22 protein-coding genes are annotated in these 25,975 nt (G+C 73.0%); 5 read left to right on the top strand and 17 right to left on the bottom strand.

The window, feature by feature from the left end:
* Window positions 1–16: 16 nt before the first annotated feature.
* The 6 genes from IE275_RS34495 to IE275_RS34520 all read right to left on the bottom strand — a co-directional run bounded on the left by IE275_RS34495 (window position 17) and on the right by IE275_RS34520 (window position 7,358).
* A complete protein-coding gene (locus tag IE275_RS34495) occupies window positions 17–931 on the bottom strand; it encodes a TauD/TfdA dioxygenase family protein (RefSeq protein ID WP_189716547.1) in 915 nt (304 codons plus the stop codon).
* Window positions 932–979: 48 nt separating this feature from the next.
* Window positions 980–1,954 (bottom strand): quinone oxidoreductase family protein, encoded by a 975-nt coding sequence (locus tag IE275_RS34500; protein WP_189716548.1) that lies wholly within the window; start codon window positions 1,952–1,954, stop codon window positions 980–982.
* Between the two features lie 202 nt (window positions 1,955–2,156).
* The gene (locus IE275_RS34505) at window positions 2,157–3,209 is read right to left on the bottom strand and encodes a beta-keto acid cleavage family enzyme (RefSeq protein WP_189716549.1); all 1,053 of its coding nucleotides are present in this window, start codon (window positions 3,207–3,209) and stop codon (window positions 2,157–2,159) included.
* 291 nt (window positions 3,210–3,500) lie between these two features.
* Window positions 3,501–6,521 (bottom strand): CHAT domain-containing protein, encoded by a 3,021-nt coding sequence (locus tag IE275_RS34510; RefSeq protein WP_189716550.1) that lies wholly within the window; start codon window positions 6,519–6,521, stop codon window positions 3,501–3,503.
* A 1-nt stretch (window position 6,522) separates the two neighbouring features.
* The gene (locus tag IE275_RS34515) at window positions 6,523–7,173 is read right to left on the bottom strand and encodes a hypothetical protein (protein WP_189716552.1); all 651 of its coding nucleotides are present in this window, start codon (window positions 7,171–7,173) and stop codon (window positions 6,523–6,525) included.
* A 23-nt stretch (window positions 7,174–7,196) separates the two neighbouring features.
* Complete coding sequence (locus IE275_RS34520) at window positions 7,197–7,358, bottom strand: hypothetical protein (RefSeq protein WP_189716554.1); 162 nt, start codon at window positions 7,356–7,358, stop codon at window positions 7,197–7,199.
* A gap of 239 nt (window positions 7,359–7,597) precedes the next feature.
* Between IE275_RS34520 and IE275_RS46900 the strand changes: the two genes are divergently transcribed.
* Window positions 7,598–7,729 carry a hypothetical protein gene (locus tag IE275_RS46900; protein ID WP_268255319.1) on the top strand — a complete coding sequence of 44 codons (132 nt, stop codon included), beginning with the start codon at window positions 7,598–7,600 and terminating at the stop codon, window positions 7,727–7,729.
* A gap of 28 nt (window positions 7,730–7,757) precedes the next feature.
* On the opposite strand, the gene IE275_RS34525 is transcribed toward IE275_RS46900, so the two are convergent.
* The 8 genes from IE275_RS34525 to IE275_RS34560 form a co-directional block, all read right to left on the bottom strand.
* On the bottom strand, window positions 7,758–8,549 hold the full coding sequence (locus IE275_RS34525; RefSeq protein WP_189716557.1) for an endo alpha-1,4 polygalactosaminidase: 792 nt from the start codon (window positions 8,547–8,549) through the stop codon (window positions 7,758–7,760).
* Window positions 8,546–9,208 (bottom strand): spherulation-specific family 4 protein, encoded by a 663-nt coding sequence (locus IE275_RS34530; RefSeq protein WP_189716559.1) that lies wholly within the window; start codon window positions 9,206–9,208, stop codon window positions 8,546–8,548. Before IE275_RS34530 ends, IE275_RS34525 begins: the two co-directional genes overlap by 4 nt.
* Window positions 9,205–10,104 carry an NAD-dependent epimerase/dehydratase family protein gene (locus IE275_RS34535; protein WP_189716561.1) on the bottom strand — a complete coding sequence of 300 codons (900 nt, stop codon included), beginning with the start codon at window positions 10,102–10,104 and terminating at the stop codon, window positions 9,205–9,207. Before IE275_RS34535 ends, IE275_RS34530 begins: the two co-directional genes overlap by 4 nt.
* A gap of 7 nt (window positions 10,105–10,111) precedes the next feature.
* On the bottom strand, window positions 10,112–10,825 hold the full coding sequence (locus IE275_RS34540; protein ID WP_189716563.1) for a nucleotidyltransferase family protein: 714 nt from the start codon (window positions 10,823–10,825) through the stop codon (window positions 10,112–10,114).
* Between the two features lie 47 nt (window positions 10,826–10,872).
* Window positions 10,873–11,874 carry a GDP-mannose 4,6-dehydratase gene (locus IE275_RS34545; protein ID WP_189716565.1) on the bottom strand — a complete coding sequence of 334 codons (1,002 nt, stop codon included), beginning with the start codon at window positions 11,872–11,874 and terminating at the stop codon, window positions 10,873–10,875.
* A 76-nt stretch (window positions 11,875–11,950) separates the two neighbouring features.
* Window positions 11,951–13,384, bottom strand: a complete 1,434-nt coding sequence (locus tag IE275_RS34550) for a hypothetical protein (RefSeq protein WP_189716567.1) — start codon at window positions 13,382–13,384, stop codon at window positions 11,951–11,953.
* Window positions 13,381–14,892 (bottom strand): GT4 family glycosyltransferase PelF, encoded by a 1,512-nt coding sequence (pelF, locus tag IE275_RS34555; protein ID WP_189716569.1) that lies wholly within the window; start codon window positions 14,890–14,892, stop codon window positions 13,381–13,383. The genes IE275_RS34550 and pelF overlap by 4 nt, the downstream gene beginning before the upstream one ends.
* 119 nt (window positions 14,893–15,011) lie before the next feature.
* On the bottom strand, window positions 15,012–15,206 hold the full coding sequence (locus tag IE275_RS34560; protein ID WP_189716572.1) for a hypothetical protein: 195 nt from the start codon (window positions 15,204–15,206) through the stop codon (window positions 15,012–15,014).
* 619 nt (window positions 15,207–15,825) lie between these two features.
* Between IE275_RS34560 and IE275_RS34565 the strand changes: the two genes are divergently transcribed.
* Both IE275_RS34565 and IE275_RS34570 read left to right on the top strand, forming a co-directional pair.
* Window positions 15,826–17,871 carry a phosphocholine-specific phospholipase C gene (locus tag IE275_RS34565; protein ID WP_189716574.1) on the top strand — a complete coding sequence of 682 codons (2,046 nt, stop codon included), beginning with the start codon at window positions 15,826–15,828 and terminating at the stop codon, window positions 17,869–17,871.
* 80 nt (window positions 17,872–17,951) lie between these two features.
* Window positions 17,952–18,773, top strand: a complete 822-nt coding sequence (locus IE275_RS34570; protein WP_189716576.1) for an LURP-one-related family protein — start codon at window positions 17,952–17,954, stop codon at window positions 18,771–18,773.
* 215 nt (window positions 18,774–18,988) lie between these two features.
* On the opposite strand, the gene IE275_RS34575 is transcribed toward IE275_RS34570, so the two are convergent.
* Both IE275_RS34575 and IE275_RS34580 read right to left on the bottom strand, forming a co-directional pair.
* Window positions 18,989–19,936, bottom strand: coding sequence for a DMT family protein (locus IE275_RS34575; protein WP_189716578.1), 948 nt, complete (start codon window positions 19,934–19,936; stop codon window positions 18,989–18,991).
* Complete coding sequence (locus IE275_RS34580) at window positions 19,933–20,736, bottom strand: phosphatase PAP2 family protein (RefSeq protein ID WP_189716580.1); 804 nt, start codon at window positions 20,734–20,736, stop codon at window positions 19,933–19,935. Before IE275_RS34580 ends, IE275_RS34575 begins: the two co-directional genes overlap by 4 nt.
* Window positions 20,737–20,980: 244 nt before the next feature.
* Between IE275_RS34580 and IE275_RS34585 the strand changes: the two genes are divergently transcribed.
* Window positions 20,981–21,643 (top strand): TetR/AcrR family transcriptional regulator, encoded by a 663-nt coding sequence (locus IE275_RS34585; protein WP_189716582.1) that lies wholly within the window; start codon window positions 20,981–20,983, stop codon window positions 21,641–21,643.
* A gap of 119 nt (window positions 21,644–21,762) precedes the next feature.
* Here the strand turns inward: IE275_RS34585 and IE275_RS34590 are convergent, their stop codons facing one another.
* Complete coding sequence (locus IE275_RS34590; RefSeq protein ID WP_189716584.1) at window positions 21,763–22,848, bottom strand: DUF2510 domain-containing protein; 1,086 nt, start codon at window positions 22,846–22,848, stop codon at window positions 21,763–21,765.
* A gap of 296 nt (window positions 22,849–23,144) precedes the next feature.
* Between IE275_RS34590 and IE275_RS34595 the strand changes: the two genes are divergently transcribed.
* Window positions 23,145–25,835, top strand: coding sequence for an ATP-binding protein (locus IE275_RS34595; protein WP_189716586.1), 2,691 nt, complete (start codon window positions 23,145–23,147; stop codon window positions 25,833–25,835).
* Window positions 25,836–25,975: the final 140 nt, after the last annotated feature.

A 25,975-nucleotide genomic window follows, 5' to 3' on the forward strand; every position in this document is an offset into this window, starting at 1 on the left:
GCTTCTGAAGGACAGGTCAGAACGGTCTGTCGCCCACGATCCCGGCGCGCTCCATCTTGCGGACGGCGGGCCAGTAGTCCTGGACGGCGTAGTGCTGGGTGGAGCGGTTGTCCCAGATGGCGACGCTGTTCGGCTGCCAGCGCCAGCGCACCTGGTACTCGGGGACCGCCGCCTGGCTGAGCAGGTAGTTCAGCAGCAGGCCGGCCCCGGGGGCGTAGTCCTGCCCGAAGCGCACGTTCTCGGGCGTGTGGAAGTTGACGAAGTGCGTGGTGAAGCTGTTGACGAAGAGGATCCGCTCGCCGGTCTCGGGGTGGGTGCGCACCACCGGGTGCTCCGCGTCGGGGAAACGGGCCTTGAGCTCGTGGCGCTTCTCCGGCGGCATCACGGCGCCGAAGGACGCCTCGATGCTGTGCCGTGCCCGCAGGTCCTGGATCTGGGCCTTGATGTGTTCCGGCAGCCGGCGGTAGGCCTCCGCCATGTTGATCCAGATGGTGTCCCCGCCGACCGGGGGCGACTCCACACAGCGCAGCACGGCCCCCATCGCGGGTGCTTCCCGCCAGGTCCCGTCGGTGTGCAGGGCGTTCTCGTAGTGTTCGGCCGGGCTGTCGAGATCCTTGTAGATGCGGACCAGGCCGGGGTGCTCCGGGTCGCTGCCGGCCACCGGATGGTCCTCCAGCGGACCGAAACGCTCGGCGAACGCGATGTGCTCGGCGCGCGTGATGTCCTGGTCGCGCAGGAACAGGACCTTGTGCCGCAGGAGCAGGGCCTTGATCTCGGCGAACAGATCGTCGTCGCGTGAGGCGTCGCCGAGGTGCACACCGGACAGCTCGGCGCCGATGGTGCAGGTCAGCGGCTCGACCTTGACCGAGCCGCGGGAGTGGGCACGCACCAGTGCGGGTGCGCCCTGCACCGGGGTGAGGGTCTTTTCCATGGTGCTTCCTCCTGGAGAGGGTCGTGAGGCACGCGGTCGGCCGCGCGCTCAGAGGACGAAGACGGACGATCCCGTGGTCCGCCCCGCCTCCAGCTCGCGGTGGGCCCGGGCGGCGTCCTGGAGCGCGTAGCGCTGGTTGACCTCGATGGCGATGCGCCCGGAGGCGACGTGGTCGAAGAGCTCGCCCGCCAGTTCGGCCCGCTCCGCGGGGTCCGCGATGTAGTCGGCCAGTGCGGGCCGGGTCACGAACAGCGAGCCGTTGACGGCCAGCTGCATGGCGTCGATGGGCGGCACCGCACCGGAGGCGGTACCGAAGCACACCAGCAGGCCGCGCCGGCGCAGCGAGGCGAGGGAGCCGGCGAACGTCGACGCGCCGACACTGTCGAAGACGACGGGCACGCCCTCCCCGCCGGTCAGTTCGCGCACGCGCTCGGCGACGTTCTCGCGCCGGTAGTGAACGATGTGGTCGCAGCCGTGGGCGCGGGCCAGTTCGGCCTTCTCCTCGGTGGAGACCGTGCCGATCACGGTGAGCCCCAGCAGCTTGGCCCACTGGCAGACGATGAGGCCCACGCCACCCGCCGCCGCGGTGAGCAGGATCGTGTCGCCGGCCTTCAGGGGGTGGATCCTGCGGAGCAGGTACGCGGAGGTGAGTCCGCGCATGGTCATCGCGGCGGCCGTCTCGAAGCCGATCGCGTCCGGCAGCCTGATCAGCGAGCCCGCCGGCATGACCCGTTCCGTGCTGTAGGCGCCGAGCGGGCTTCCGGTGTACGTCACCCGGTCGCCCTCGGCGACGTGCGTCACTCCCTCGCCGACGGCCTCGACCACCCCCGCGCCCTCGACGCCCAGTCCGGCGGGCAGCGGCGCCGGGTAGAGACCGGTACGGAAGTAGGTGTCGGCGAAGTTGAGTCCGACGGCTGCGTGCCGGATCCGCACCTCGCCCGGGCCGGGGTCGCCGACGAGGACCTCCTCCCAGCGCAGGACGTCGGGACCGCCGGTCTCCTTGAAGCGAATGGCGTGGGCCACGGTCGTGCTCCGTTGTTCGTCGCGGACACGTCTCGCACACGAGCGGCCGCGGGGCAGGGTGGTGAGAGGGGGAGGGCCGCCGGAGTCAGGGGAATGCTCCGGCGGCCCGGGGATCCCGGCCGCAGGGGCCGTGAGCGGTCGGCCCCGGCGGCCGGGCGGAACCGCGCACACGGGATGCGGCGCGGTGGGTCCGCCGACGCGATCAGACGTCGCGCAGCATGAATCCGCGCTGACCGGGGCGGCGGTTCGGCACCATGCCGAGCCGGGCCAGGGTCTCGTCGGCGTCCGCGTAGTACTCGCCGAGCTTGTAGATCTTCCTGGCCTCGGCGCCGGTCGCGATGTCACGGCCGAGCGCCTCGGAGATCCGGACCATCTGCTCGACCTGCTCGACCGAGCTCATGCGCTCGCCCTTGCGGCGCCACAGGTTGTCCTCGTTGCCCACGCGCACATGCACGCCGAGCGCGATACCGATCGCGTTCATCGGCGCCACGGCCCGCATCGAGCTCTCCATGGTGAGGATGGCACCGTCCGGCGTGCGGCGGACGAACTCGATCAGGTCGGCGGGGTGCCGGCCCGCGAAACCGCCGCCGATGGCGACGTAGTTGAGGATCAGCGGACCGGTGTGGACGCCGGAGCGGATCAGCCGCTCCACGGTCTCCAGCTGGGCCAGCGTGGCCAGCTGGAAGTGCGGCTGGATGCCACTGGCGCGCAGGCGCGCGAGGTGCTCCAGGTAGAAGTCGGGGCCCGCCTCGACGACCATGTCGCGGTAGGCCTTGTAGTACTCCGGCTTCGCGATCGAGGTGCCTTCGAGATCGTCGTCGTTCATGATCTCGACGATGTTCATCTGGGAGGTGTTGATCGCGATCGTCACCTGGTCCGGCGCCGGGGTGAGGTCGGCCAGCAGGTGACGGGTGTCGTAGCTGAGCCACTTCGCCTCGCTGCCCTCGCCCTCGGGGGCGAACGAGATCGACCCGCCGATCTGAAGGACCATGTCCGGCACGGCCTCGCGCAGCCGGCCCAGCAGCTCGTTGAACATGGACATCCGCTTGGAGCCCTTGCCGTCCAGCTCGCGGACGTGGATGTGCAGCACGGTGGCGCCGGCGTTGTAGCAGTCGACGGCCGCCTGCACGTGCTCGTCCATCGTGAGGGGAAGGTCGTCGGTGTCACCGGGCAGCCACTCCGGCCCGTACGGAGCGGCCTGGATCACCAGCTTTTCCTGGTTCTCGGGGAAAAGTGAGTCGTCGTGGAAGTGCACGGTCCGTCTCCTTCGTCGTATCGGTGATCACTCGCCCGGCACGTCCCCGCATGCGGCACGGGGACAGGGACGCGGGGCGAGGATCGAAGCGGGGACCGAGGACGCGGGCACGTGGCGACCCGGTTGACGACCGACCGTCCGGAGAGGGAATGCACAAGGGGAGTGGCACACCCCCTCCGGCGGCCGACCGCGTCTCTGCGGTGCTGCAACGGTAGGGGCGGACAGGCCTGACCGCTTGACCCACGGAGACGGGCGACTTGCCATTTGGGGACAGCGCTCCTCGTCCCCCCGTCACCCGCCGGTGTGCACGAGATTCGCCCACCCGAGCGGGAGGCGGCGGGCATGCCGGCGCGCCTGAGCCACCGTGTGATGCAGGGCGTGCGCCGGGCCGTCGCCCTCGGCGAGCCGCCGGTGGAAGTGCCGTGCCAGCCGGAGCCCCGTCGCGTCCGGCATCGGCCAGAGAGTCCCCACGACGTCGGGATACCCGGCGATCAGGAACGCGCCCGCGATGTGGACCGACTCGTCGGTGATCTCCGCGCCGGGCCGTGCGGCATCGCACATCGACAGATACGCCAGCTCCACCGACGACAGGTCCAGCCGGGCGATGTCACCGACGGTCAGCTCGTCGCCGGTGTCGTACAGGACCAGCCGGCTCAGCGAGGGCGAGCGGGGATCGGAGCGGGTGTGGCAGGTGAGGTGCACGCGGGGGTGCCGGGGCAGTTCGGCCAGCAGCTTCGTCCGGGTCGCCGCGGCGTCCGCCAGGACGGTGGTGGCGGGATGGACCTCGGCGATCCGGGCCGCCTCGGCGTAGGCGCCCGGCAACGGCGGTTCGTCGCCGCTCGCCGTACGGCCGACCGCCACCGCCAGCAGACCGGGCTCGGCCGACGGGGCGACCTGCCGGGCGCGGACCCGTCGCAACGCCATGATCGTCGGCGTGTAGGAGGAGACGACCCGGTCCAGGACGCACCGCCCGTCGCCGTCCCGGTGGTGTCCGGCCGCGTGCAGCGGCAGGAAGCTGAGCGGCCCGGTGGGACACCACCACAGACGGGGCAGCGGGCCGTCCCCGCCCCGCAGGGGTGCCGCGACGGCGAGCACCGGTTCGGCCACGTGGTCCCAGAGCCAGGCCAGTCCGTCGAGCAGCGCCTCGTTGCCTGCGCAGTCCGGATCCGCGGCGGCCGCGGCGAACGTGCCGACGAGCGTGTCGACCGCTTCCGGGGTGACGGCGGGCAGCGGGACCACCGTGACGCCGTCCGTCCGCACCACCAGCGCGTCCGACCTCAGGGGACTGAGGTTGAGCACGACGATCGGCCCCCGGTCGGCCACCGCCAGCAGTTCCTCGTCGGTCGGCGGCGTCATGAACCGTTCGTGGCCGGGGACCTCACGGACCTGCGCCGCCAGGATCCGCAGATTGCGCCCGGCGACCCGGTACCGGTCCCCGGTCCGGCCGTCACCCGGGAGTCCCGCGGTCGCGAGGACCAGGCGCGCCCCCAGCGCCGCCGCCGACTCGTCCCGCCGCTTGAGCTGTTCGGCCAGTCGGTGGGCGAGGTCCGGCGCGGACCGCCGTAGGGCCCGTACCTCGTGGTAGAGATCGAGGTCCTGCGTCAGCAGCACGCCGCGGCCGAGTTCCAGCACCGTGAGCGCCGTCATCGGGTCTTCCGCGTGCAGGTGGCACGCGGCGCCCGCGGTGGCCATGCCGGAGAAGCGCCGCAGGACGCTTTCCTGGGACTGACGGCTGACCTCCGTGCCGGTCATCCGCCACATCGCGGTGAGGGTGCCGAGGTGGGCCAGACCGGCCTCCGGCCAGGATCCCTCGGCGATGGCGAGATCCGCCCACAGACGGGCGGCCTCGGCCTTCACCCGCAGGTCCTGGTGCTCGATGCCGGAGCACTCGCGCAGCATGGCTCGCGCGGAGCGCCGCAGTTCGGCGTCGGGGTGCCGGTCCGTGTAGTCGATCACCAGGGTGGCCATCTGCAACAGGTACGACGCCTTGAGGTCCGTCGGCAGATCGTCGGTGTCCAAGGCGCTCTTGGTGGCACGGAGACCACGCAGCAGGTCGGACGCGTCTCCCCGGAGCGCGAAGGCCAACCGTGCGCCCCGGCCGTACCGGGCCAGGTGCCGGTGCCGGTCCGGGTGCTCCCGGCTGAGCCGCATCGCCACCAGGGTGGCCTCGAACGCGCCGTCCAGGTCGGCGGCGGACCGTGTCTTCTCGTACCGCGCGAGCCAGATGTCGGCGAGCGCGCCGATCGCGACGAGCCGGCCGGGGTGGCCCTCGGGCAGGGAGCCGATCGCCAGGCGCTGAAGGGACACCGCCACGTCCACGACGCCCCGGCCTCCGTGTGCCGTGTGGCTGAGCAGCCGGGCGTAGGCCGCCTGCTCCAGGAACCGGTACCGGGCGGGATCCGACGGGCGGGCCGCGGCCAGGGCCTGCCGCGACATCGCCACGGACTCGCGCAGGACCCGTTCGTCCCCGTTGGTCGGGTACATCAGGCGCAACGCCCGGGCCAGCGCCAGCAGATGTTCCGCCCGGGGTTCGAGACCCACCGTCTCCCGGAGTACGACGACCGCGTTCTCGATGTCCCTCGGTGAGCCCGTCGCCTCGTACGTCGCCAGGCACGCCGTCCCCATCGCGTAGGCCTTCTCGGCGGTGACCGGTTCGTCGGTCCAGGTGCCCACGAACGCGGCCAGCCGGAGGGCCTGTTCCTGGAACCGTCGCTCACCGGTGCGTTCGAAGAGGGCGACGAAGACATGGCTGAGGGCGCACAGACAGGACGCGTCGGGTTCGGCGAGCGCCAGGTACGAGCGGTTCGCCCGCAGGGCGTGGTGGGCGGCGCGGTTCAGGTGATCCGTGCCCTCCTCGAACGCGGCGAGGCCGACCAGCGCAAGGCTCAGTTCGTGCGGGATCTCCGGGGCCGCGGCATCGGCGGACGCCGCCCGCTCCCACAGATCGACCGCGCGCCGCAGCGGTGCGACGTCGCCCGTCTCGCGATGCAGTGCGTGCAGGCAGCGGGCCGCCACCACCAGGGTGTCCGGACGGCGGACCTGCCGTTCGATCACCGGGTCCAGCAGGGTGATCGCCTCGGTGAGCAGGGCCGTGCGCGCGGCGTTCGGATCCGGGTCCGGCGCGGGCAGGGCGACACCCAGCGCGGTGCGCGGGGAGACCCGGTCGCAGACCCCGTTGACGATCGCCTCCATCGCGGCGTCCTCCAGGGTGGGGAACGCCGCCGGTTCTGTGCTCAGGAACCGCTCGTACAACCGGCCGGCGGTTCCGGCGCGGGAGTCCTCCTGCCGATGCGGCCTGCGGGACCGGAACATCTCACCCCCCGTCCGGGAGCGCCGCCAGCTGCTCGCTCCACTCCTGCTCGAGGTGGCGTCTGGTCCGCTCGAGGTTCGCGCGTTCCTCCGGGTTCCGGGCCAGCGCCGGATCGACCTCGGCCAGCAGCCGCAGTGCCTGCCGCCAGCGGCTGGCCAGCGCGTCGTGGTCGAGCCCCAGGGCGAGGGCCAGATGCCCGCCGGCGTAGAGGGCCTGGGCATGGTCGATCTCGCGGTACGGCGAGGGCTCGTACCGCCAGAGCACGTCGAGGGCGCCGAGCAGGTGGCGCACGTCCCGCTGCTCCTCGACCAGTGGCACCGCCTTCCACGCGCCGGCCGTGCCGGCGATGGCGACGAACCACGTCAGTGTCTCCCCGAGCGGATCCGCCGCCAGGATGCGTCCGGCCGCGTGGAGAACGGTCGCGGCGCAGAGTGCGGCGGTGAGGGGCGGCATGGACCGCAGCGGTTCGGCGACGGCGTCGATCTCGTCCACCGTCCGGAAGTCCCGCATCCTGATCGCGGCGTACAGCTTCGGCAGCACGGGCTTGAGCACGGTGTCGACGTACTCGTCCTTCGGCGAGAAGTTCACGAACGCCTCGTTCGCCTCCCGGATCAGGGGATCGATCGTCCGCGACGTTCTGCGGAACAGGGCCACGGTCCACTCCGTCCGTCGACGCGTCAGTCCGCGTGCAGGGTTTGCCAGGTGTGAGGGTCCAGGGCGCCGGCGCTCACCATGCGGATCACGAACTCGGCCGCGTTGCGCGCCGCCGCGGGCTGAGCGGTGTCGGTCCTGTCCGCTCCCCAGTCCGAGACGGCCTTCACCGGCACGGTCGTCGGCACGGTCCCCCCGGTAACTGTGGTTCGCCTGGCTGAGGTTCATGTCAGGGCCGCGACCACCGCATACCGGATGTTCGGAACACTCCGCCGTCGTGCAGTCGGTTCGGGCCCTTCGTGAAGAATCATCCGCCTCGGGTCCCGCTTCGGCAAATGAGGTGAACTGGCGGCCCATCACGGGTAGTTTGCCGATCCGGTCGATTCACCGGTGCCGCGTGCGCCGCTCGGGGGAGGTGGGCGAGATCGTGAACCCTGAGGCACAGGACGGGCTGGAGCGGGCGTTTCCCTTCTACGGGGTGTGTGACGTGTCCCAGTCCATGTGGAAGGAAGGCGTCTACCAGCCCCCGCCGACGGCCGAGGGCACGGCGGCCGGCTGAGACCGCGCTGACGCCCTCGGCATGGCCGTCAGCACGACTGGCGCCACACCCCCAGTTCCAGCTTCTTCCGCATCGAGGACAGCCTCAGCCGCCGGGACTCGGTGCAGAAGCTGCTCGTGGGCTGCGCGTACTCCACGTGGAACACCGCCTTGCCGGCGGCGATGAACGGGCTCAGCCGTGCGCACTCGCCGTACTGGGCGCACTCCTCGTTGACCGCGAAGTCGAAGTGGGGCAGGAGCTGGGGGATCTGCGACAGGTCGTTCTTCAGGCCCACGGACAGGCCGCGTTCGTGCGCGAGGTCGGCGATCATGCGGTTGTAGCGGAGCTGGTCGCGGGCGGTCAGGGCGAAGCCGGTCCTGTTGCCGTAGCCCTCCACCAGGTCGGGCTCCACCGCGTCGAAGCCCTTCTCGGCGCACATGTCGAAGCGCCGCTCCATGATCGGCCGCAGTACGGAGATCTTCCGGATGTCCAGCCAGCGCTCGCCCGCCCAGCCGTTCTCCGCACCCAGCACCGCGCGCGGGAAGGCGTCCTGGTCGGGCCGGAAGTCCTCCCAGGCGCCGACGTTGACGTAACAGATGACCTTGCGGCCGTCGCGGTGCAGCCGGGCCACGTCCGCGGCCGTGTTCTCGAAGCCGTCGATGTCGTAGACGGGCACGTCCACCGACGGGTCGACCCGGCTGTTCAGCTGCCACTGCCAGGCCAGCCCCGGGCGGGGCTTCCAGCGGGCCGGGCCGGGTGGAGGGGGCCCGGTCCCGGAACAGCCCGCCAGCGCCAGCGCGCACGCCAGCAGGACCGCTCGTACCGTGTACCGGTTCCTCATGACTCCGTTCCGGTCAGTGCGGGGGTCAACTCTGCCCAAGGGTTGGGAAGTTCGCCGGTCACGGGGCCGCAGACCGCGGCGCCCCGCTCGCCCGCGGTGCGCACGGCGAGCGGGACCAGCGCCTCCGGGACGCCGTAGACGAGATGGCAGAGCCGTTCGGGCGGATGCCGGGCGGTCCACTGCGGCCGGCTGAAGGCCGAGACGTACGTCGTCCAGTGGCCCTCGAAGGTGACGGTCAGGTCGGCGAGGCGGGCGTACCCGGGCGCCGGGTGGACCCCCGGGTTCAGCACCACCGTCCCGGCGCCCTGTCTGCGCACCGTCCGCACCAGCCGCCGGCAGGCGGGCAGGGCGTCCGGTGTGGCCGTCACCTGGTCGAGGAAGCAGCCGTCGGCCGCGTACCACTCCTGGTGCCGGCGTACGTCGGCGGCGACCGCGGCGCGCTCCCGCGTCCCGTAGTCGGTGTCGACGTAACCGAGGATCCGTGCGCCGGCCTCCCGCAGGGCCCCGGCCGCCGCCGCGAACGCGGGGTCGGGGCGCTCACCGGGACCGTTGGCCGGGTTGAGGATCACGCCGTACGTGTCCCCGGCCGCCTGGATCAGGCGGTGCCACGCGCCGGGATCGTCGGCCGGGTGCACGTACAGCGGAATCAGCAGGCTCACGGCGTGCCGTCGCCTTCCCAGAGCGCGGCCAGCGCCTCGTCGAGGGTGTGGGCCGGGCGCCAGCCCAGGGCCCGCTCGGCGGCCCCGATGTCGGAGCACTGCCAGGACACGTCGGCCGAGCGGACCGAACGGCCGCCGTCCACCGTCTCCTCGATCCGGCCCCGGAAACCGGCCCGTGCCGCCAGGCCGAGCACCAGTTCGCGCACCGGGACCGCCCGGCCCGCGCTGACGTTGAGGACCGGCGGCAGCGGACCGGGGGCCGTGACCGCCAGCTCGGCGGCCCGCGCCACGTCCCGTACGTCCACGAAGTCACGGTACGCGGACAGGTCGCCGAGCCGCAGGACCGCGTCCGGGGCCCGGCCGGCCTCCCGCAGCAGGGCGGCCAGCCGGCCCGGGAGCCCCGCGGCCGGCGCCCCGGGGCCCACCGGGTTGCCGACCCGGAGCACCACCGCGTCCAGACCGGAAGCGGTCACCGCGGCCGTGCCCGCCAGCTTGGTCGCGCCGTACGGGCCGGCCGGGCAGGTCGGAGCCGACTCCGTCACCGGGGTGCCGGGCACGCCCGGCCCGTACTCGGCGGCCGAGCCCAGGTGCACCAGCCGGGCCCCCGGAGCCGCCTCGCGCAGCGCGGCGCACAGCACCGCCGGACCGCGGGCGTTGACCTCGGCGAGGGTCACGGCGTCGCCGCCGGTCGCGCCCGCGCAGTTGACCACCGCGTCGGGCGCGGCCGAGGCCAGGGTCTTGGCCAGTTCCCCCGGACGGGCCGAGGCGAGGTCGACGCCGAACCCGGCGTCCGGGGAGCGGCCGGCGCCGAGGACGAGCGCGCCCGGCAGGGCCCGCAGCCGATCGGCGACATGGGCTCCGAGATAGCCGGTGAAGCCCAGGACGAGAATGCGCATGTGGTGCTCAGGCTCCCTTGAGCAGAAGGGACTTGCGGGTGGTGAACTCGGCGTTGGCCCGGTCGTAGTCGTCGGGGCGCCCGATGTCGAGCCAGTAGCCGTCGAACTCGTAGGCGTGCGGCTGGTTCTGCGCTCCTATGAGGTCGAGCACCAGCTCGTCGAAGCCCAGCGGGAGTCCGGGCGTGTAGCCGTCCAGGGTCGAGCGGGACAGACCGTAGACGCCCATGGAGACGCGGTAGTCCATGCTGGGCTTCTCGGTGAACGCGACCACCTTGGCCGAGTCGGTGGTCAGCACCCCGAAGTCGATGTGCACCTTGCGGGCGTACGTGGCGATGGTCAGCGGCGCCCCCGACTCCCCGTGGGTGCGCAGCACGTCCGCGTAGTCGAGGTCGGTCAGGATGTCGCCGTTCATCACCAGGAACGTCTCGGGCAGCCGCTCGCGCAGGGTGAGCAGCGGGCCCATCGTGCCCAGCGGGCTCTCCTCGGTGGCGTAGTCGATCCGCATGCCCCAGGCGGAGCCGTCGCCGACATAGGCGCGGATGATCTCGCCGAGGTGGCCGATGGCGATGGTGCAGCGGGTGAAGCCGGCCGTGGCCAGCTGGCGCAGCACGATCTCCAGGATGGCGTGCTGGTCGCCGATGGGGACGAGCGGTTTGGGCAGGGCGGTCGTGTAAGGGCGCAGCCGGACGCCCTTGCCTCCCGCCAGGATCACCGCGTGCATGGGTCTTCTCCTTCTCCGATGGGCTCGTGTGCGGTGCCGCACGGGCGTCAGATGTTGTAGATGCCGGTCTTGTAGCGGGCCAGGTGGGCGGGGTCGCGGAAGAACTCCACGGTGTGTGCGAGCCCCTCCTCCAGGGAGTGCGCGGGCCGCCAGCCGGTGGCCGCGGCGAGCCGGGTCGCGTCCGCGACCAGCCGCATCACCTCGGAGTTCGCGGGCCGGATGCGGGCGGTGTCCTCGCGCACGTCGAGCGCGCTGTCCATCACCTTGCCGATCAGCTGGACCAGGTCGCCGACCGAGATCTCCCCGCCGGTGCCGGCGTTGAAGGTGCGGCCCACCACCTGCTCGGCGGGCGCGGTGCCGACGGCCAGGAACGCCTGGGCGGTGTCCTTGACGAAGGTGAAGTCCCGGGTGGGCCGCAGATCGCCGAGGGTGATCGTCCGCTCCCCTGCGGCCACCTGGCCGATCACGGTGGGGATCACCGCACGCATCGACTGGCGCGGCCCGAAGGTGTTGAACGGCCGCAGCGTCACCACCGGGGTGTCGAAACTCGCGTGGTAGCTGTCCGCGAGCCGGTCCCCGCCCGCCTTCGAAGCGGCGTACGGCGACTGGGTGTTGATCGGGTGGTCCTCGGTGATCGGCACGGTCCGCGCGGTGCCGTACGTCTCGCTGGTGGAGGTGTGCACCAGCCGGGGCGTGCCCAGCGCGCGCACGGCTTCCAGCACGTTGAGGGTGCCGGTGACGTTGGTCTCCACATAGCTGTGCGGCGCCTGGTAGGAGTACGGGATCGCGATCAGCGCGGCCAGATGGTAGGCGGTGTCGGCCCCGTCGAGCAGACCGCGGACCGAGCCCGGGTCCCGGACGTCGCCGAGGACGATCTCCACCTGGTCCAGGACGTCCGGGTGCAGGGTCTCCAGCCAGCCGTACGACGAGAAGGAGTTGTACTGGGCCATCGCGCGGACGCGGTGTCCCGAGGCGACCAGCGCCTCGGTGAGATGCGAGCCGATGAAACCCTCGGCTCCGGTGACGGCGGCGAGCGGTGTGGAGGTCAACTCCGGTGTTCCTTCCGGTTGATTGGTCGGTCGGTCGGATGTGCAGGTGTAGGTGCGTGTGGGGGAAGCGGGCCGCTCAGGCGTGCGGCGCGGGGCGGCCGAGCCGCCACAGCGCGTACGCCGTCAGACAGAGGGCGGCCGCGCCGCAGCCCAGGGAGAGCGCCGCGGCCGGGCCCGGCGGCAGGCCGAACAGCGTGACGGCCCCGGCGCCCCCCGCCGCGAGGAGACAGATGACGGCCGACGGCCAGGCGGCCCCGAACGCCTGGAGCAGCAGTGCGGTCCACAGGGCGGCCGCGAGCGGCAGCAGCCCGGCGGGGTCCGCACCGGCCAGCAGGGCGGCCGGCCACAGGGGCAGCAGATAGACGGTCAGACAGAGCCCGAGGGTCCCGGCCGAGCGCAGCAGGAACCCGGCGGGTGTGGCGGTGGTCCGCAGCGCGACGACCGACAGACCCCGGTAGCGGTACAGCAGCCACTCCGCCGGCCCCATGCTGACGGTCAGCACGATCACCGCGTACGGCTCCCGGCCGCACTCCAGCAGGACGAGCACCCCGGCCGCCAGCCCGAACAGGCCGTACGGCAGGGACGACAGCGGGCTCGGCCGGACGCCGCCCGCCACCGGCGGATCGGCGAGGGCGCTCCACAGCACCCGGCCGGTCAGGGTGAGGGTGGCCGACAGGGCCAGCGCCGGCAGCCCGGCCCGCAGCGGGCCGCCCGGCTCCCACCAGGGCAGCACGGTGGCACCCGCGATCAGCGGGCTGAGCGCGGCGAGCAGCAGCAGCTCCCGGGCCAGCACCAGCAGCACACCGGCGGCCGCCAGGTACAGCGACTGCGCGGCCACGACCAGCGTCACCGGGCCGCCCCCGGCGGGCACCGCCCCGGCGGGCACCGCCCCGGCGGCGGTGGCCAGGACCGCCCCGACGGGCGCGCCGACGAGCAGCGTGCGGCCCGCCTCCCGCGGTCCGGTCGCCCTCCGCAGATGGGCGCGGTGGCCGAGCGCCTGCCCCCAGGCCCAGGAGACCAGCCCCGCCACGATCAGCGCGGGGGCGTGCCGGCCGGCGTTCCACAGGGGCACGGTGAGCAGATGGGCGAGGCCCGGCAGCGCGAACAGCACGCCCCGCAGCAGGCAGCGCACGGTGTCCGGCCGCCAGGGGTCGGGTGCCCGCGCGGGCTCCGGGAAGGTCCGCGGCACCTGTTCGTACAGCGCGGCGGCCAGCGAGAACAGATCGGGGTGGCCGTAGCGCTCCTTGATCAGGGAGGCGGTGAGGCCCTCCGCCTCCAGCAGCGCCGCCACCTCGTAGGGGTGGACGGCCGGGCCGACGCGGTCGGCGAGTTCGGCGGCGAGTTCGCTGACCGCCTCCTCGTCGGGGCCGTGCCGGGGCGGCCGGACGGCGAGCGCGGTGTCGTCGGCGGCCCGGCGGGGACGGCGGCGCGGCGGCCGGGTCTCGGCCAGCCGCAGGGCCAGTGTGTCCTGTTCGGCGCCGCCGGGCTCCAGCCACATCGGCCCGCTCATCCGGCCACCGAGCCCACCGGTGCGGCGAGCGGGACCGGCGGAGCCGGTATCGGCGCCGACGCCCGTGCCCGCGAGGGCAGTTCGCGGTAGAGGGAGCGGAAGGTGTCGATGGTCCGGCGCAGCGTGAACCGTTCGATCACCCTGAGCCGTGCCGCCTCGCCCATGGCCCGGCGCCGCGCCGGGTCGCCCAGCAGTTCCAGGGCGGCGGCCGCCATCGCCTCCGGGTCGCGCGGCGGCACCACGAGCCCGGTGTCGCCGACCGCCTCCCGCACTCCGCCCACGTCGGTCGAGACGGTGGCACGCCCGCACGACATGGCCTCGATCAGGGTGAACGGGAAACCCTCGCTGATGCTGGAGAGCATCACCACGTTCCCGGCCGCGTAGGCGTCCTTGATGTCGTCGACCCGGCCCTCGAAGGTGACCGCGTCCGCATGGCCCAGTTCGGCGGCCAGCGCCTCGCAGCGCTCCCGGTACGCCTCGCCGCCGCGCGGGGTGCCCCCGAACAACCGCAGCCGGGAGTCGGGGACTTGGGCGCGGACCAGGGCGAAGGCCCGGATCAGGGTCTCCAGGTCCTTGATCGGGTCGACCCGGCCCGCCCAGCTGAGGGTGGGGGTCCGCGGCTCGGGACCGGCGGGCGGGAAGGCGGCCGGGTCCACGCCGTTGTAGACCGTGCGGATCGACTCCGGGTCGGCGCCGCCCTGTTCCTCCCAGAGCCGGTTGTAGCGGTTGCCGGGGGTGATCAGGGCGGCCCGGCGGTAGCTCTCCTCGGCCAGCAGCCGGAAGAAGCCCAGGACGACCGCCTTCACCGGCCAGCGGTAGGGCGCGGTGCGGTAGCCGAGGTAGCGCTCGCGCAGATAGACGCCGTGCTCGGTCAGCAGCAGCGGTACGCCGTGCCGGTCGAGCGCGGCGAGGCCCGGCAGCACGGCGACACCGCCGCTCACCGCGTGCGCGACACCCGTGAACGGGGCCGGCGCGGCCAGCGGGCGCAGGGCGTGTTCCAGCAGAGCGGTCGCGGTGAGCGCGTCGTGCACGGTCGGCCGGGCCTCGCGCACGGCCAGACCGGGCCGGTTCCACACCGAGGCGAGGAGGGCGATCGCCCGGTCGCCGCGCAGGAACGGGCTGAGCGCCCCGTCGGCGGCGGCCCGGGACAGCGCGTACAGGGCGGGGGCGAAACCGTCCTCGGCGCGCGGGTCGAGCAGGGCGGTGAGGAACTCCTCGTAGGCGGCGGCGAGTCGGGTGCGGGCGCGGCCCCGGGGTGCGCGGCCCTCGGGCGGGGCGCCCCACATGGGGACGGACAGGACGTGCGAGACGTGGGCGGGCAGGTCCCAGACGACGGCCTCGCGGCCGGTGCCGGTGACGGCGATGACGTCGAAGTCGATGTCGGGCATGCCCTGGACCAGTTGGTCGCACCAGACGCTCACGCCGCCGTGGCTGTGCGGGTAGGTGCCTTCGGTGAGCAGGGTGACGCGCGTCGCGCCGGGGCGTCGCGCGACGTGGGGAACGTGCATGGAAGTGCTCCACGGCCGAGGTGTGGGGTGGTTCGTGCCCGGTGGGCCCCGGGCGAGGGGCCACCGGTGGGTGCCGGCCGCGTACGGCGGCCGGATCGGTCCTGGGGTCGGTGCGCCGTTCAGCCGCCCGCGGTGGACGGAGTGTGGGCGGTCAGGGCCGCGGGGACACGGGCGTCCGGTGCGGGCTCGGTGGCCGAGCGAGCCGCCGTCTCCGAGGAACCCGGGGCGAACGGGTGGTCCTCGGCGTGGGCCGTGCCGGCCGGCAGGCCGAGTGCGGCGATGAGCGCGTCCGCTGTCGGCGCAGCGGTGCGCATGGTCCGCTTCATGCGGTGAAGTCCCCTCCCCGGGCAGGGGTGAGCGCGGCTCCCATGGAGCGGACGCACCCCCTTGCGCGACGCCGGCGTCCCCCTCAGAAGCCGGTCGTCCCGCATCCGTCGCGTCAACATAGTGATGTGTCTGTGTAGCTTTCGTGGTCATGTTGCGAAAGGTGACGGAAAAGCGCAGGTGTCCCAGAGGTCCGTCACGGGGCCGAATCATGTGATTTTCCGTCAGGGGGTGCGTGGGGCCCGGTGGGCGTGAGGGCTCCGTGTGCTGGTCCGGGCGCCGAACGGCGCACCGGCGGACCGCTCGGGCGCACGGGGCGTACTGCCACTGGTCCAGACCATGACGGGGGGCTGGTCATAGGCCACTTTCCAGTCACCCGCTCGCCGGGCCGACCTGGTTTGACGGGTAGTCGGGTGTGGTCGACGGGTAGTCAGGTGCGGGGTGCGCGGGTGACCGGCGTCCCCGCACACCGTGCGTACGGTCGACTTTCACCCGGGCGCCACCGGGGCCTTCCCTGACGTTCGGTGCTCTTGGAACACTCCTTGCGCGCGCATCACGACCCGAACCGGCCGGACGAGATTCTCCTTCCGCTTGAGAGGTCCCTCACCCATGTCCGAAGTCAACCGGCGCCGCTTCCTCCAACTCGCGGGCGCCACCTCGGCGTTCACCGCGCTCTCCGGCAGCATCGAGCGTGCCGCCGCGCTGCCCGCGAACCACCGCACGGGGTCGATCGAGGACGTCGAGCACATCGTCGTCCTGATGCAGGAGAACCGATCCTTCGACCACTACTTCGGCACCCTGAGGGGCGTGCGCGGCTTCGGCGACCCGCGCCCGGTCACGCTCGCGAACGGAAAGTCGGTGTGGCACCAGCCGAACGGCACCGGGGAACTGCTGCCCTTCCACCCCACCGCCGACGACCTGGGCATGCAGTTCCTGGAGGGACTCCCGCACAGCTGGCCCGACGGACAGGCCGCCTACAACGGGGGCAAGTACGACAAGTGGGTACCCGCCAAGGGCACCACCACCATGGCGTACCTCACCCGTGACGACATCCCCTTCCACTACGCGCTCGCCGACAGGTTCACCGTCTGCGACGCGTACCACTGTTCCTTCATCGGTTCCACCGACCCGAACCGCTACTACATGTGGACCGGGCACACCGGCAACGACGGCGTGGGCGGCGGTCCCGTCCTCGGCAACGAGGAACTCGGCTACGACTGGACGACCTACCCGGAGCGTCTGGAGGAGGCGGGCGTCTCCTGGAAGATCTACCAGGACATCGGCGACGGCCTCGACGCACAGGGCTCGTGGGGCTGGATCCAGGACGCCTACCGCGGCAACTACGGCGACAACTCCCTGCTGTACTTCAACAAGTACCGCAACGCCCAGCCCGGCGACCCGCTCCACGACAAGGCCCGCACCGGCACCGACGTCAAGAACGGCGACGGCTACTTCGACGTGCTGAAGGCGGACGTCACGGCGGGCAGGCTGCCGCAGATCTCCTGGATAGCCGCCCCGGAGGCCTTCTCCGAGCACTCCAACTGGCCCTCGAACTACGGCGCCTGGTACATCTCCCAGGTCCTGGACGCGCTCACCTCCAACCCGGCGGTGTGGGCGAAGACGGCCCTGTTCATCACCTACGACGAGAACGACGGCTTCTTCGACCACGTCGTGCCGCCGCTCCCGCCGGCCTCCGAGGACCGGGGCAAGTCCACGGTCGACGTCACCCTGGACCTCTTCCCGGGCAGCAAGAGCCGCGTCGCCGGCCCCTACGGACTCGGCCCGCGCGTGCCGATGCTCGTCGTCTCCCCGTGGAGCAAGGGCGGTTACGTCTGCTCCGAGACCCTCGACCACACCTCGATCGTGCGGTTCATGGAGCGCCGCTTCGGCGTGCGCGAGCCGAACATCTCGCCCTGGCGGCGGGCCGTCTGCGGCGATCTGACCGCGGCCTTCGACTTCTCCCGCAAGGACACCGGGCCGGTCGCGGTGCCCGACACCGACGCCTACGAGCCCCCGGACCGCGAGCGTCACCCCGACTACAGGCCGGCCCCGCCCGCCGAGGGTGTCCTGCCCCGGCAGGAGCGCGGACTGCGCCCCGCCCGTCCGCTCAAGTACGTTCCGTTCGTGGACGGTTCGGCGGACGTCGCCTCCGGAGGCATCACGCTCACCTTCGCCTCCGGCGCGAAGGCCGGCGCGGTCTTCCTCGTCACCGCCGGCAACCGCACCGACGGGCCCTGGAGCTACACGACCGGTGCCGGCCGTTACGTCTCCGACACCTGGAACTCGGCGTACTCGGGCGGCGCGTACGACCTGACCGTGCACGGCCCCAACGGCTTCCTGCGCGCCTTCAAGGGGAAGGCCGTCGGACCCGAGGTGGTCGCCCGGCACGTCGGTGACGACATCGAACTCACCTTCACCCACCAGGGGCCGGGCACCGCGGTGCTGAAGCTGAGGGACGGCTACCGCGGCCGGACGAGCACCGTCCGCGTTCGCTCGGGTGCCGTCGTACGGCGCACCGTCGACCTGAGCGCGAGCCGGCGCTGGTACGACCTCACCGTCACCGTGGACGGAGATGCGTCCTATATGCGGCAGTTCGCCGGACATGTCGAGAACGGGTGTCCGGGAGTGAGTGATCCGGCGATCGTCACGGAGTAGCCGAGCCGGGGTAAAAGCCAGGTGAACACCGCATGGTGGGGTCTGGTCAGGTCCCGGTGGGCTCGGGATAGTGTGCCCCGGTGACCACGCATTCGAACACCCCTGCAGGCTGGTACCCGGATCCGCACGGAGCGGCCCAGACCCTGCGCTACTGGGACGGCACCCAGTGGACCGAGCACACCCACGCCGACCAGCAGGCGCAGGGCGCGCCCAAGGTGCCGCAGCAGCCGGCCGGGCCCGACGCGCGCGTCCAGCGCCAGGTGCAGCAGCAGGCCGGGGTCGCCCCGAGCGGCCCCGGCGGCGGCACGCTGTTCAGCGAGCCCGTGCTGGTGGTGAACCAGAAGGCGAAGCTGATCGAGCTCACCAACGAGTACAAGGTCATGGACCAGCAGGGCAATCAGCTCGGCTCGGTCGTACAGGTCGGGCAGAGCGCGCTGCGGAAGATCCTGCGCTTCCTCGTCAGCCTCGACCAGTTCATGACGCACCGGCTGGAGATCCGCGACGCCTACGGGCAGCCGGTGCTGCTGCTGACCCGCCCGGCGAAGTTCCTCAAGTCGCGGGTGATCGTGACCCGTCCGGACGGGCAGCCGGTCGGCGAGATCGTTCAGCAGAACGTCTTCGGGAAGATCAACTTCGCCATCAACGCCGGCGGCCACCAGGTCGGCGCGATCAAGGCGGAGAACTGGCGCGCGTGGAACTTCGCCATCGTCGACCACGCGGAGAACGAGGTCGCCCGGATCACCAAGACCTGGGAGGGCCTGGCCAAGACGATGTTCACCACCGCGGACAACTACGTCCTCCAGGTCCACTACCAGCTGCCCGAACCCCTCCTGAGCCTGGTCGTGGCCACGGCCCTGACCGTCGACACGGCGCTCAAGCAGGACTCGCGCGGGCTCGGCTGAGCCCGGGCCCACGGTCGACGGCGTGATCCTGGGCCGCACTCGACGGTGCCGGTGTGAGCCCGGGGCGCCGCGCCCGGAGCGATCCCGGGTCACAGCCCCTGGCGTGATCCCGGGTCACAGCCCCTGGCGTGAGCCCGGGTCACAACCCCTGGCGTGAGCCCGGGTCACAACCCCCGGCGTGAGCCCCGGATCGCAGCCCCCGGCGTGAGCCCGGATCACAGCGGCGTGAGGTGTTCCGGTCCGGTCGTGGGCCGGGGCAGCAGGGCCGGTTCGGCCGACGCCGTCTCCGGCTTCAGGGCCAGCACCGCCGCCACGGGGTGGTCCTCGTCGGGGACGGGAGCGGGCTCCGGTGCCGCCCGGGTCAGCAGCACCACACCCCACCCCGCGAGGCCCGCGCCCGCCAGCGCGAGCAGTACGCCCGCGGGCCCGCCCTGAAGCCGCTCGCCCAGGAGGGCCAGGCCGATCACGGCGGCGGCCGTCGGGTTCGCCAGCGTCACCATCGCGAGCGGGGCGCCCAGGCCGCCGCGGTAGGCCGTCTGGGACAGCAGCAGCCCGCCCGTCGCGAACGCGGCGACCAGCAGCGCCACCCCGATCACCTGCACGCTCAGCATCGGTGCCGAGCCGTCCGTCGCCGCCACCGTCACCGTCTGGGTGAGGGCCGAGGCCACCCCGGAGGCGAAGCCCGACGCGGTCGCGTGCCGCAGCCCGGGCCGGGTGCCGGGCCGGGCCAGCAGACCGATCACCGCCGCCGTCGCCCCGGCCACGGCGACCGCCTCGGGGGCGCTCAGCACGTCCTCGGGGACCGGACCCGACGCGGTGACCAGGATCGCCGCCAGACCGGCCAGCGTGTAGGCGGTGCCCCGCCATTCGGCCGCGCCGACCCGCCGTCCCGCGACCCGCGCGCCCAGCGGCACCGCCGCGACCAGGGTCAGCGCGCCCAGCGGCTGCACCACCGTCAGCGGGCCGTACCTCAGTGCCACCACGTGCAGCAGCGCGGCCGAAGCGTTCAGGCCGACCGACCACCACCAGGCGCCGCGACCCAGCAGCCGCAGCAGGCCCGCCCCCGGGGACCGGGAGGCCAGCCGCTCCTGGGCGACGGCCGCGGCCGCGTAGGCGACGGCGGAGAAGAGGGAGAGGACGACGGCGAGGAGCGTGGCGTTCATCGGGCCGCCCCCGCCAGGACCTGGTCCCCGGCCTTCGCCGGAGCCGGGAGTGCCACCCCGCGTCCCGCGGTCGTCGCGGTGCGCCGGGGTGCGTGGATCAGGGTGAGCGCGACCCCGAGCAGGGCGCCCGCCACGATCGCGTCGAGCCAGTAGTGGTTCGCGGTGCCCACGATCACCAGCAGGGTGAGCAGCGGATGGAGCAGCCATAGCCGGCGCCACCGGGACCGGGTCGCGACGATCAGGCCGATCGCGACCATCAGCGCCCAGCCGAAGTGCAGCGAGGGCATCGCCGCGAACTGGTTGGAGAGGTGGTCGGTGCGCGGCGGCCCGTACACCGACGGCCCGTACACGCGGGCGGTGTCGATCAGGCCGGTCGCCGCGAGCATCCGCGGGGGCGCGAGCGGGAACGCGAGGTGCAGTGCCAGGGCGGCCGCGGTGACGGCGGCCAGGACCCGGCGGGCCCAGACGTAGTGCGCCGGGCGCCGCAGGTACAGCCAGACCAGGAAGGCCAGCGTGGCCGGGAAGTGGACGGTCGCGTAGTAGGTGTTCGCGGCCCTGGTCAGGGTGTCGCCGTGCAGCAGCAGGGACTGCACGGTGCCCTCGCCGGGCAGGTGCAGCCACCGTTCGGCGTGCCAGACGTCGTGGGCGTTGCGGTAGGCCTCGGCGGTGTGCCCCGTGGCCAGCTGCCGTCCGAACTTGTAGACGAGGAAGAGTCCTGCGACGAGCAGGAGCTCGCGGACTATCGGCGGCCGCGCCGGTGTGACCGGCTCCGCTTCTGCAGGCTCGGTGCGGGCATTCATCCCCCGGCCCCTTCACTGACGGTGGTGCGTGTGGAACGGCGTCCGCCGGGCGGAAACCCGTGCAGACGCCATCGATACGATGTCGTACCGATACGCCAGTGTACCGATACGCTCGGGTACCGGTACACTGGCGTATCGATTGACATGCGCCACACTGGAGTGAGGCCCCGCACGGGGCCCTCGCGACAGCCGGCGGCAGCAGCCGGCAGTGCGCGGCAGCGCCCGGAGACAAGGAGAAGAGACGATGACGTCGCAGGCCGCGGACGGACCGGAGCCGGTCACCGCCACGCGCCGCTCCAAGCTCACGCCCCAGCGCGAGCAGGAGTTCTTCGACGCCGTCCTCGAACAGATTCGCGAGTGCGGATACGAAGCGGTCACCATGGAGGGCGTCGCCGCCAGCACCCGGTGCAGCAAGTCCACGCTCTACCGGCAGTGGAAGACCAAGCCCCAGTTCGTCGTCGCCGCCCTTCGCTCGCGCCGCACCGCGCGACTCGCCGGCATCGACACCGGGTCGCTCGCCGACGACCTGCGCGAGGCCGCGCGGGCCACCGGCCGCTGGTCGACGAACGACACCAAGCTGCTCCAGGCCCTCGGCCACGCCGTCACGGGTGACGAGGATCTCGCGCGGGCGCTGCGCGAGGCGCTGATCGACCCCGAGATCGAGGCCCTGCGGGAGATCCTGCGGCGCGGCGTCGAGCGCGGAGAGGTCCGCGCCGGCCATCCCGCGCTGGAGTACGTCCCGGCCCAGATGTTCGGCGTGATCCGCGCCCGGCCCGTCGTGGACGGCCAGTACGCCGACCAGGACTACCTGGTGCGCTTCGTGGAGGCCGCCGTACTCCCGGCGCTCGGGCTCGTCCACGACCCGCCACAGACTCAGGCCGCCGTCCATGGGATGACTGGACGGTGACCTGTCCGCGCCGCACCGTGGGGACGGGGGCGGCGCGCACCCCCGGCCGGGTGGGGCTCCCCTTTGAGCGGAGGGGCGCTCCACCCGGCCGACTTTTTCGCGCAACTGGTCAGGGGCGGTCAGACGTCCTGGCCGCTGCCGCCGCCCTTCGACACCTTGATGCCCTTCGTGATCGTGTCGATGACCGACACGCTCTGGTCGGCGTCGACGCCGAAGCGCAGCACCACCAGGCGCGAGGTGTCCGCCGGCGCCGGGAACGCCAGCGACTCGACGTAGCCGTCGGCGCCCTTGCTGGTGACCGCCTTCCAGCGCACCAGGTAGCCCTTCTGCCCGGCCACCGTCACCGCCTTGGAGGCCAGCACCTTGTGCGAGGTGATCTCGCCGTAGGTGGTGCCGCCGTAGGATTCCTCCGCGTTCTTGGAGATGTCCGCCTTCGCCACCTCCTCGGCGGTGTCGCCCGCGGTGCCCAGCGCCTCGGCCGGGACCGAGTACACGCCGCCCTTGGTGCAGGTCTTGGTGGTGTCGCCGGGGCAGTCGTAGGAGGAGTCGGACGTCACCGCCGCGCCGACGCTCATCTGCTGGCCGGTCCAGCCGTCCGGGATCGGGATGCTGATCCCGTTGACCGTGTCCGGCACCGAACCGCTCTTGATCTTCGGCGCCTCGGACTCGTCGGGGGAGGGCGACGCGCCTCCGGAGCCGCCCGAGCCGCCGGATCCGCCCGACCCGCCGGATCCGCCCGACCCGCCGGATCCGCCCGACCCGCCGGAGCCACCGGAATCGCCCTGGCCGCCCGAGCCGCCGAACGGGCCGCCCTGGCCGCCGTCCTGCCCGCCCTGGCCGCCGCTCTGACCGCCCGGCCCCTGCGCCGTGCCGTTGCCGCCGCCCGAGCCGTCGTCCTTGGCCAGCGCCCACACGCCGACCCCGATGCTGGCGAGGACCGCCACCGCCGCCGCGACGGCTATGCCCGTGCGCAGCCCGCGCCGCGGCCCCGCGCCCGGCGGGGGTGCGGGATGTCCCGGATAGGTCGGATACGCGCCGTACGCGCCGTCGGTCGACGCCTGCGCGGGCGCACCCCATGCGGCGGCCGAGCCCGCGAGGCGGGTCTGGTCCGTCCATGCCGTGCCGTCCCACCAGCGTTCGGTGGCGGGACCGTCATTCGTCTGCCCCGGATCGGGGTACCACCCGGGAGGAGTCACCTGCGTCATGACACCACCGTATGAGGCATCGGTGAAAGGCGGATGAGAGGGAGGGCATTCCGTGACCGGCGCCCGGTCGGCGGCGGCCGGCCCGCAGCCGCCCCGCTGGCGTGAAATCGACGTCAATTCGGTGCGCGTCGACCGCTGTTGACGTTCCGGGCCGTCCCCGCAGGCCCGTTCGGCCCTGTCGCGGTTCCCGTGTCACCCGTGAAGGCAAGACCTGCGCGGACCGCCCTCCGCCGGGGCCCTCGGACGGCTACGCTCGTGGTCGGTACGTCTTTCGGGCGACTTGGGGAGGTAGCGGGATGACGGAGGTACGGCCGGCGGCGGCCGCCTCGGCTTCCCTCTGGGAGCGCGATGCGGAAGTCGCCGTTCTGGCGCAGGCGGTGGACACCCTCTGCGCCGACCGGTCCTCCTCGGGCCATCTGCTGGTGCTCCGGGGCGAGGCGGGACTCGGCAAAACGGCATTGCTGGCCGAGACTCGTCGCATCGCCGAGTCCCGGAACTGCACGGTGTGGTCGGCCCGCGGCGGCGAGACGCTGCGGTCCGTCCCCTTCAACGTCGTCCGGCAGCTGCTCCAGCCGGCGCTGCTGTCCCTGCTGCCGGAGGAGGCCCGCGAGTACCTCGGCGACTGGTACGACATCGCGGGCCCCGCCCTCGGCATAGCGGAACCAGGTGACGCGCCCGCCGACCCGCAGGGCGTGTGCGACGGCCTGGTCGCCGCCGTACGGCGACTCGCCAAGCTCTGCTACCCGCTGGTGCTGCTGATCGACGACGCGCACTGGGCCGACCAGGAGACCCTGCGCTGGCTCGCCGCCTTCGTCGAACGCCTCGACGACCTGTCCGTCCTGGTCGTCGTGGCCCGCAGGCCCGGCGAGGTCAAGGGCGACGCCGCCCGCCATCTCGAAGCGATCGGCGCGGTCGCCGGCCACTCGGTCACCAGCCTCAGCGCGCTCACCCCGGCCGCCGTCGCCGGCCTCACCCGGGCCACCCTCGGCCCCCACGCCGACGGCGCGTTCTGCCGCGAGGTGTGGGCCGTCACCGACGGCAACCCCTACGACACCGTGGAACTCCTCGCCAAGGTCGGCGACAGCGGATTCGAACCGAGCGAGGCCTCGGCCATCGAACTGCGCCCGCTGAGCAAGTCGGCGCGCGGCGGCGGACTCGTCGCCCGCCTGGAGGAACTGGGCGTCGACGCCACCCGGTTCGCCATGGCCGCCGCCATCCTCGGCGTCGGCATCTCCATCGACGAGGCGGCCCGGCTCGCCGTCATGGGCCGCGACGACGCGGTGCGCTGCGCCGAACTGCTGCGCACCGCCCGCATCCTGACCGAGCCCGACCCGACGGCCGTGGCCGCCGCCGACGGCGACCTGGAGTTCGTCCACCCGCTGATCGCCACCGCCGTCTACGACTCCATCCCCGGCAGCCTGCGCACCGCGATGCACGGCATCGCCGCCCAGGTCGTCGCCGACGCGGGCAAGGGGCTCGCGGCCGCCTCCCGGCACCTGATCCAGGTCCACCCCGAGGGCGACCAGGAACTCGTCGAGCAGCTGCGCGGAGCCGCCGGCGAACACCTGGCCGTCGGCGCCCCCGACGCGGCCCGCCGCTGTCTGGAACGCGCCCTGGAGGAACCACCCGCCCCCGAGGTGCACGCGCGGGTGCTCTACGACCTCGGCTGCGCCACCCTGCTCACCGCGCCCGCGAAGACCGTCGACCACCTGCGCACCGCGCTCGCCCTGCCCGGCCTCGACGGCGACCTGCGCGTGGACGCCGTCTACCGGCTGTCCCAGGCGCTGCTGTACAACGACCAGCTGGAGGAGGCCGTCCGCACGGTCGAGGCGGAGGCCGCCCGGCACGCACCGGGCCCGGCGAAGATGCGGCTCCAGGCCGTGCAGTTCATGTGGGAGGGCGTCCACGCGGGCGAGACCACCTCACCCGGCCGCTCCGAACGGCTCGCCGCCCTCGCCGCGACCTGCGCCGGCCGGGACAACGCCGAGCGCGCCCTGCTCATCCTGCGCGGCTTCGACGCCGTGACCCACGGGGAGAACGCCGAGGAGGTCGTCGAGTTCTGCGACCGTGCCCTCGTCAACGGCCGCCTCGCCCCGGGCCTCGGCTGGACCGACCAGGAGTGGGGCATCGAGCTGCTGATGATGCTGGCCAGCTCCTACGCCTACACCGACCGGCTCGACCGCGCCGACACCCTCTTCAACGAGGCCGTCCGCGCCTACGAGTCGGCCGGCTGGAGCGGCGGCCACACCTCCCTGGCCCACGCCTACCTCGGTCTGGGCCTGCGCCGCCGGGGCCGGCTGAAGGAGGCCGAGGAGTCCCTGCGGAAGTCCCTGAGCCTCGCCGAACGCGTCGGCCGGGGCCTGCCCCTGTACTGGTCGGCCACCTGCAACCTCGTCGACGTCCTGCTGTCCCGGGGCCATGTCGAGGAGGCCTGGCGGATCGCCGAGGAGTACGGCTTCGGACCGCCCTACCCGTCCACCATCGTGCTGCCCGACCCGCGCTCGGTGCGGGGCCGGCTGCTGCTCGCCGTCGGCCGGTTCAAGGACGGCGTCAACGAACTGGAGGAGGCCGGGAAGGCGGCCGCCGCGCGCGGTCACCTCAACCCGGTGATGGTCCCGTGGGCCGTCGACCTCGCCCGGGCCCTCGCCACGCAGGACCCGGCCCGCGCGGCCCAGCTCGCCTCCGAGGCGCGCCGCCAGGCGGAGCGGTTCGGCACCGACACGGCGATCGGCGAGGCCCTGCGCTGCGCCGCCGCCCTGGAGACCGGGCAGCGCGCGGTCAGGCTGGCCCAGCAGGCGGCGGCGTACCTGGAGTCCTCTCCCTGCCAGTACGAACACGCGGCCGCCCGGGTGGAGTACGGTGTCCTGTCCCGCTCGGTGTCCGAACTCAACCGGGGTCTGGCACTGGCGCGCAGCTGCGGCGCCGACAGCCTGGCGGCCAAGGCGGAGCGGGCGCTGGCGAGCCTGATGGCACTGGACCCACGCTAGGTCGTGTCCGCAAAGTGGCGTCGTCTGCCCGCAGGGCAGGGCTCGCGGCGTCCGGTGCGGTGCATCGCAAGGCGGAGGGTCGCCCGCGTACTGGGTGTACGCGGGTGATCCCGACAACGCGGCGAGGTGCCGTGCCGGGC

This window comes from Streptomyces phaeofaciens (genome assembly GCF_014648915.1).
Taxonomy (GTDB): Bacteria; Actinomycetota; Actinomycetes; order Streptomycetales; family Streptomycetaceae; genus Streptomyces; species Streptomyces phaeofaciens.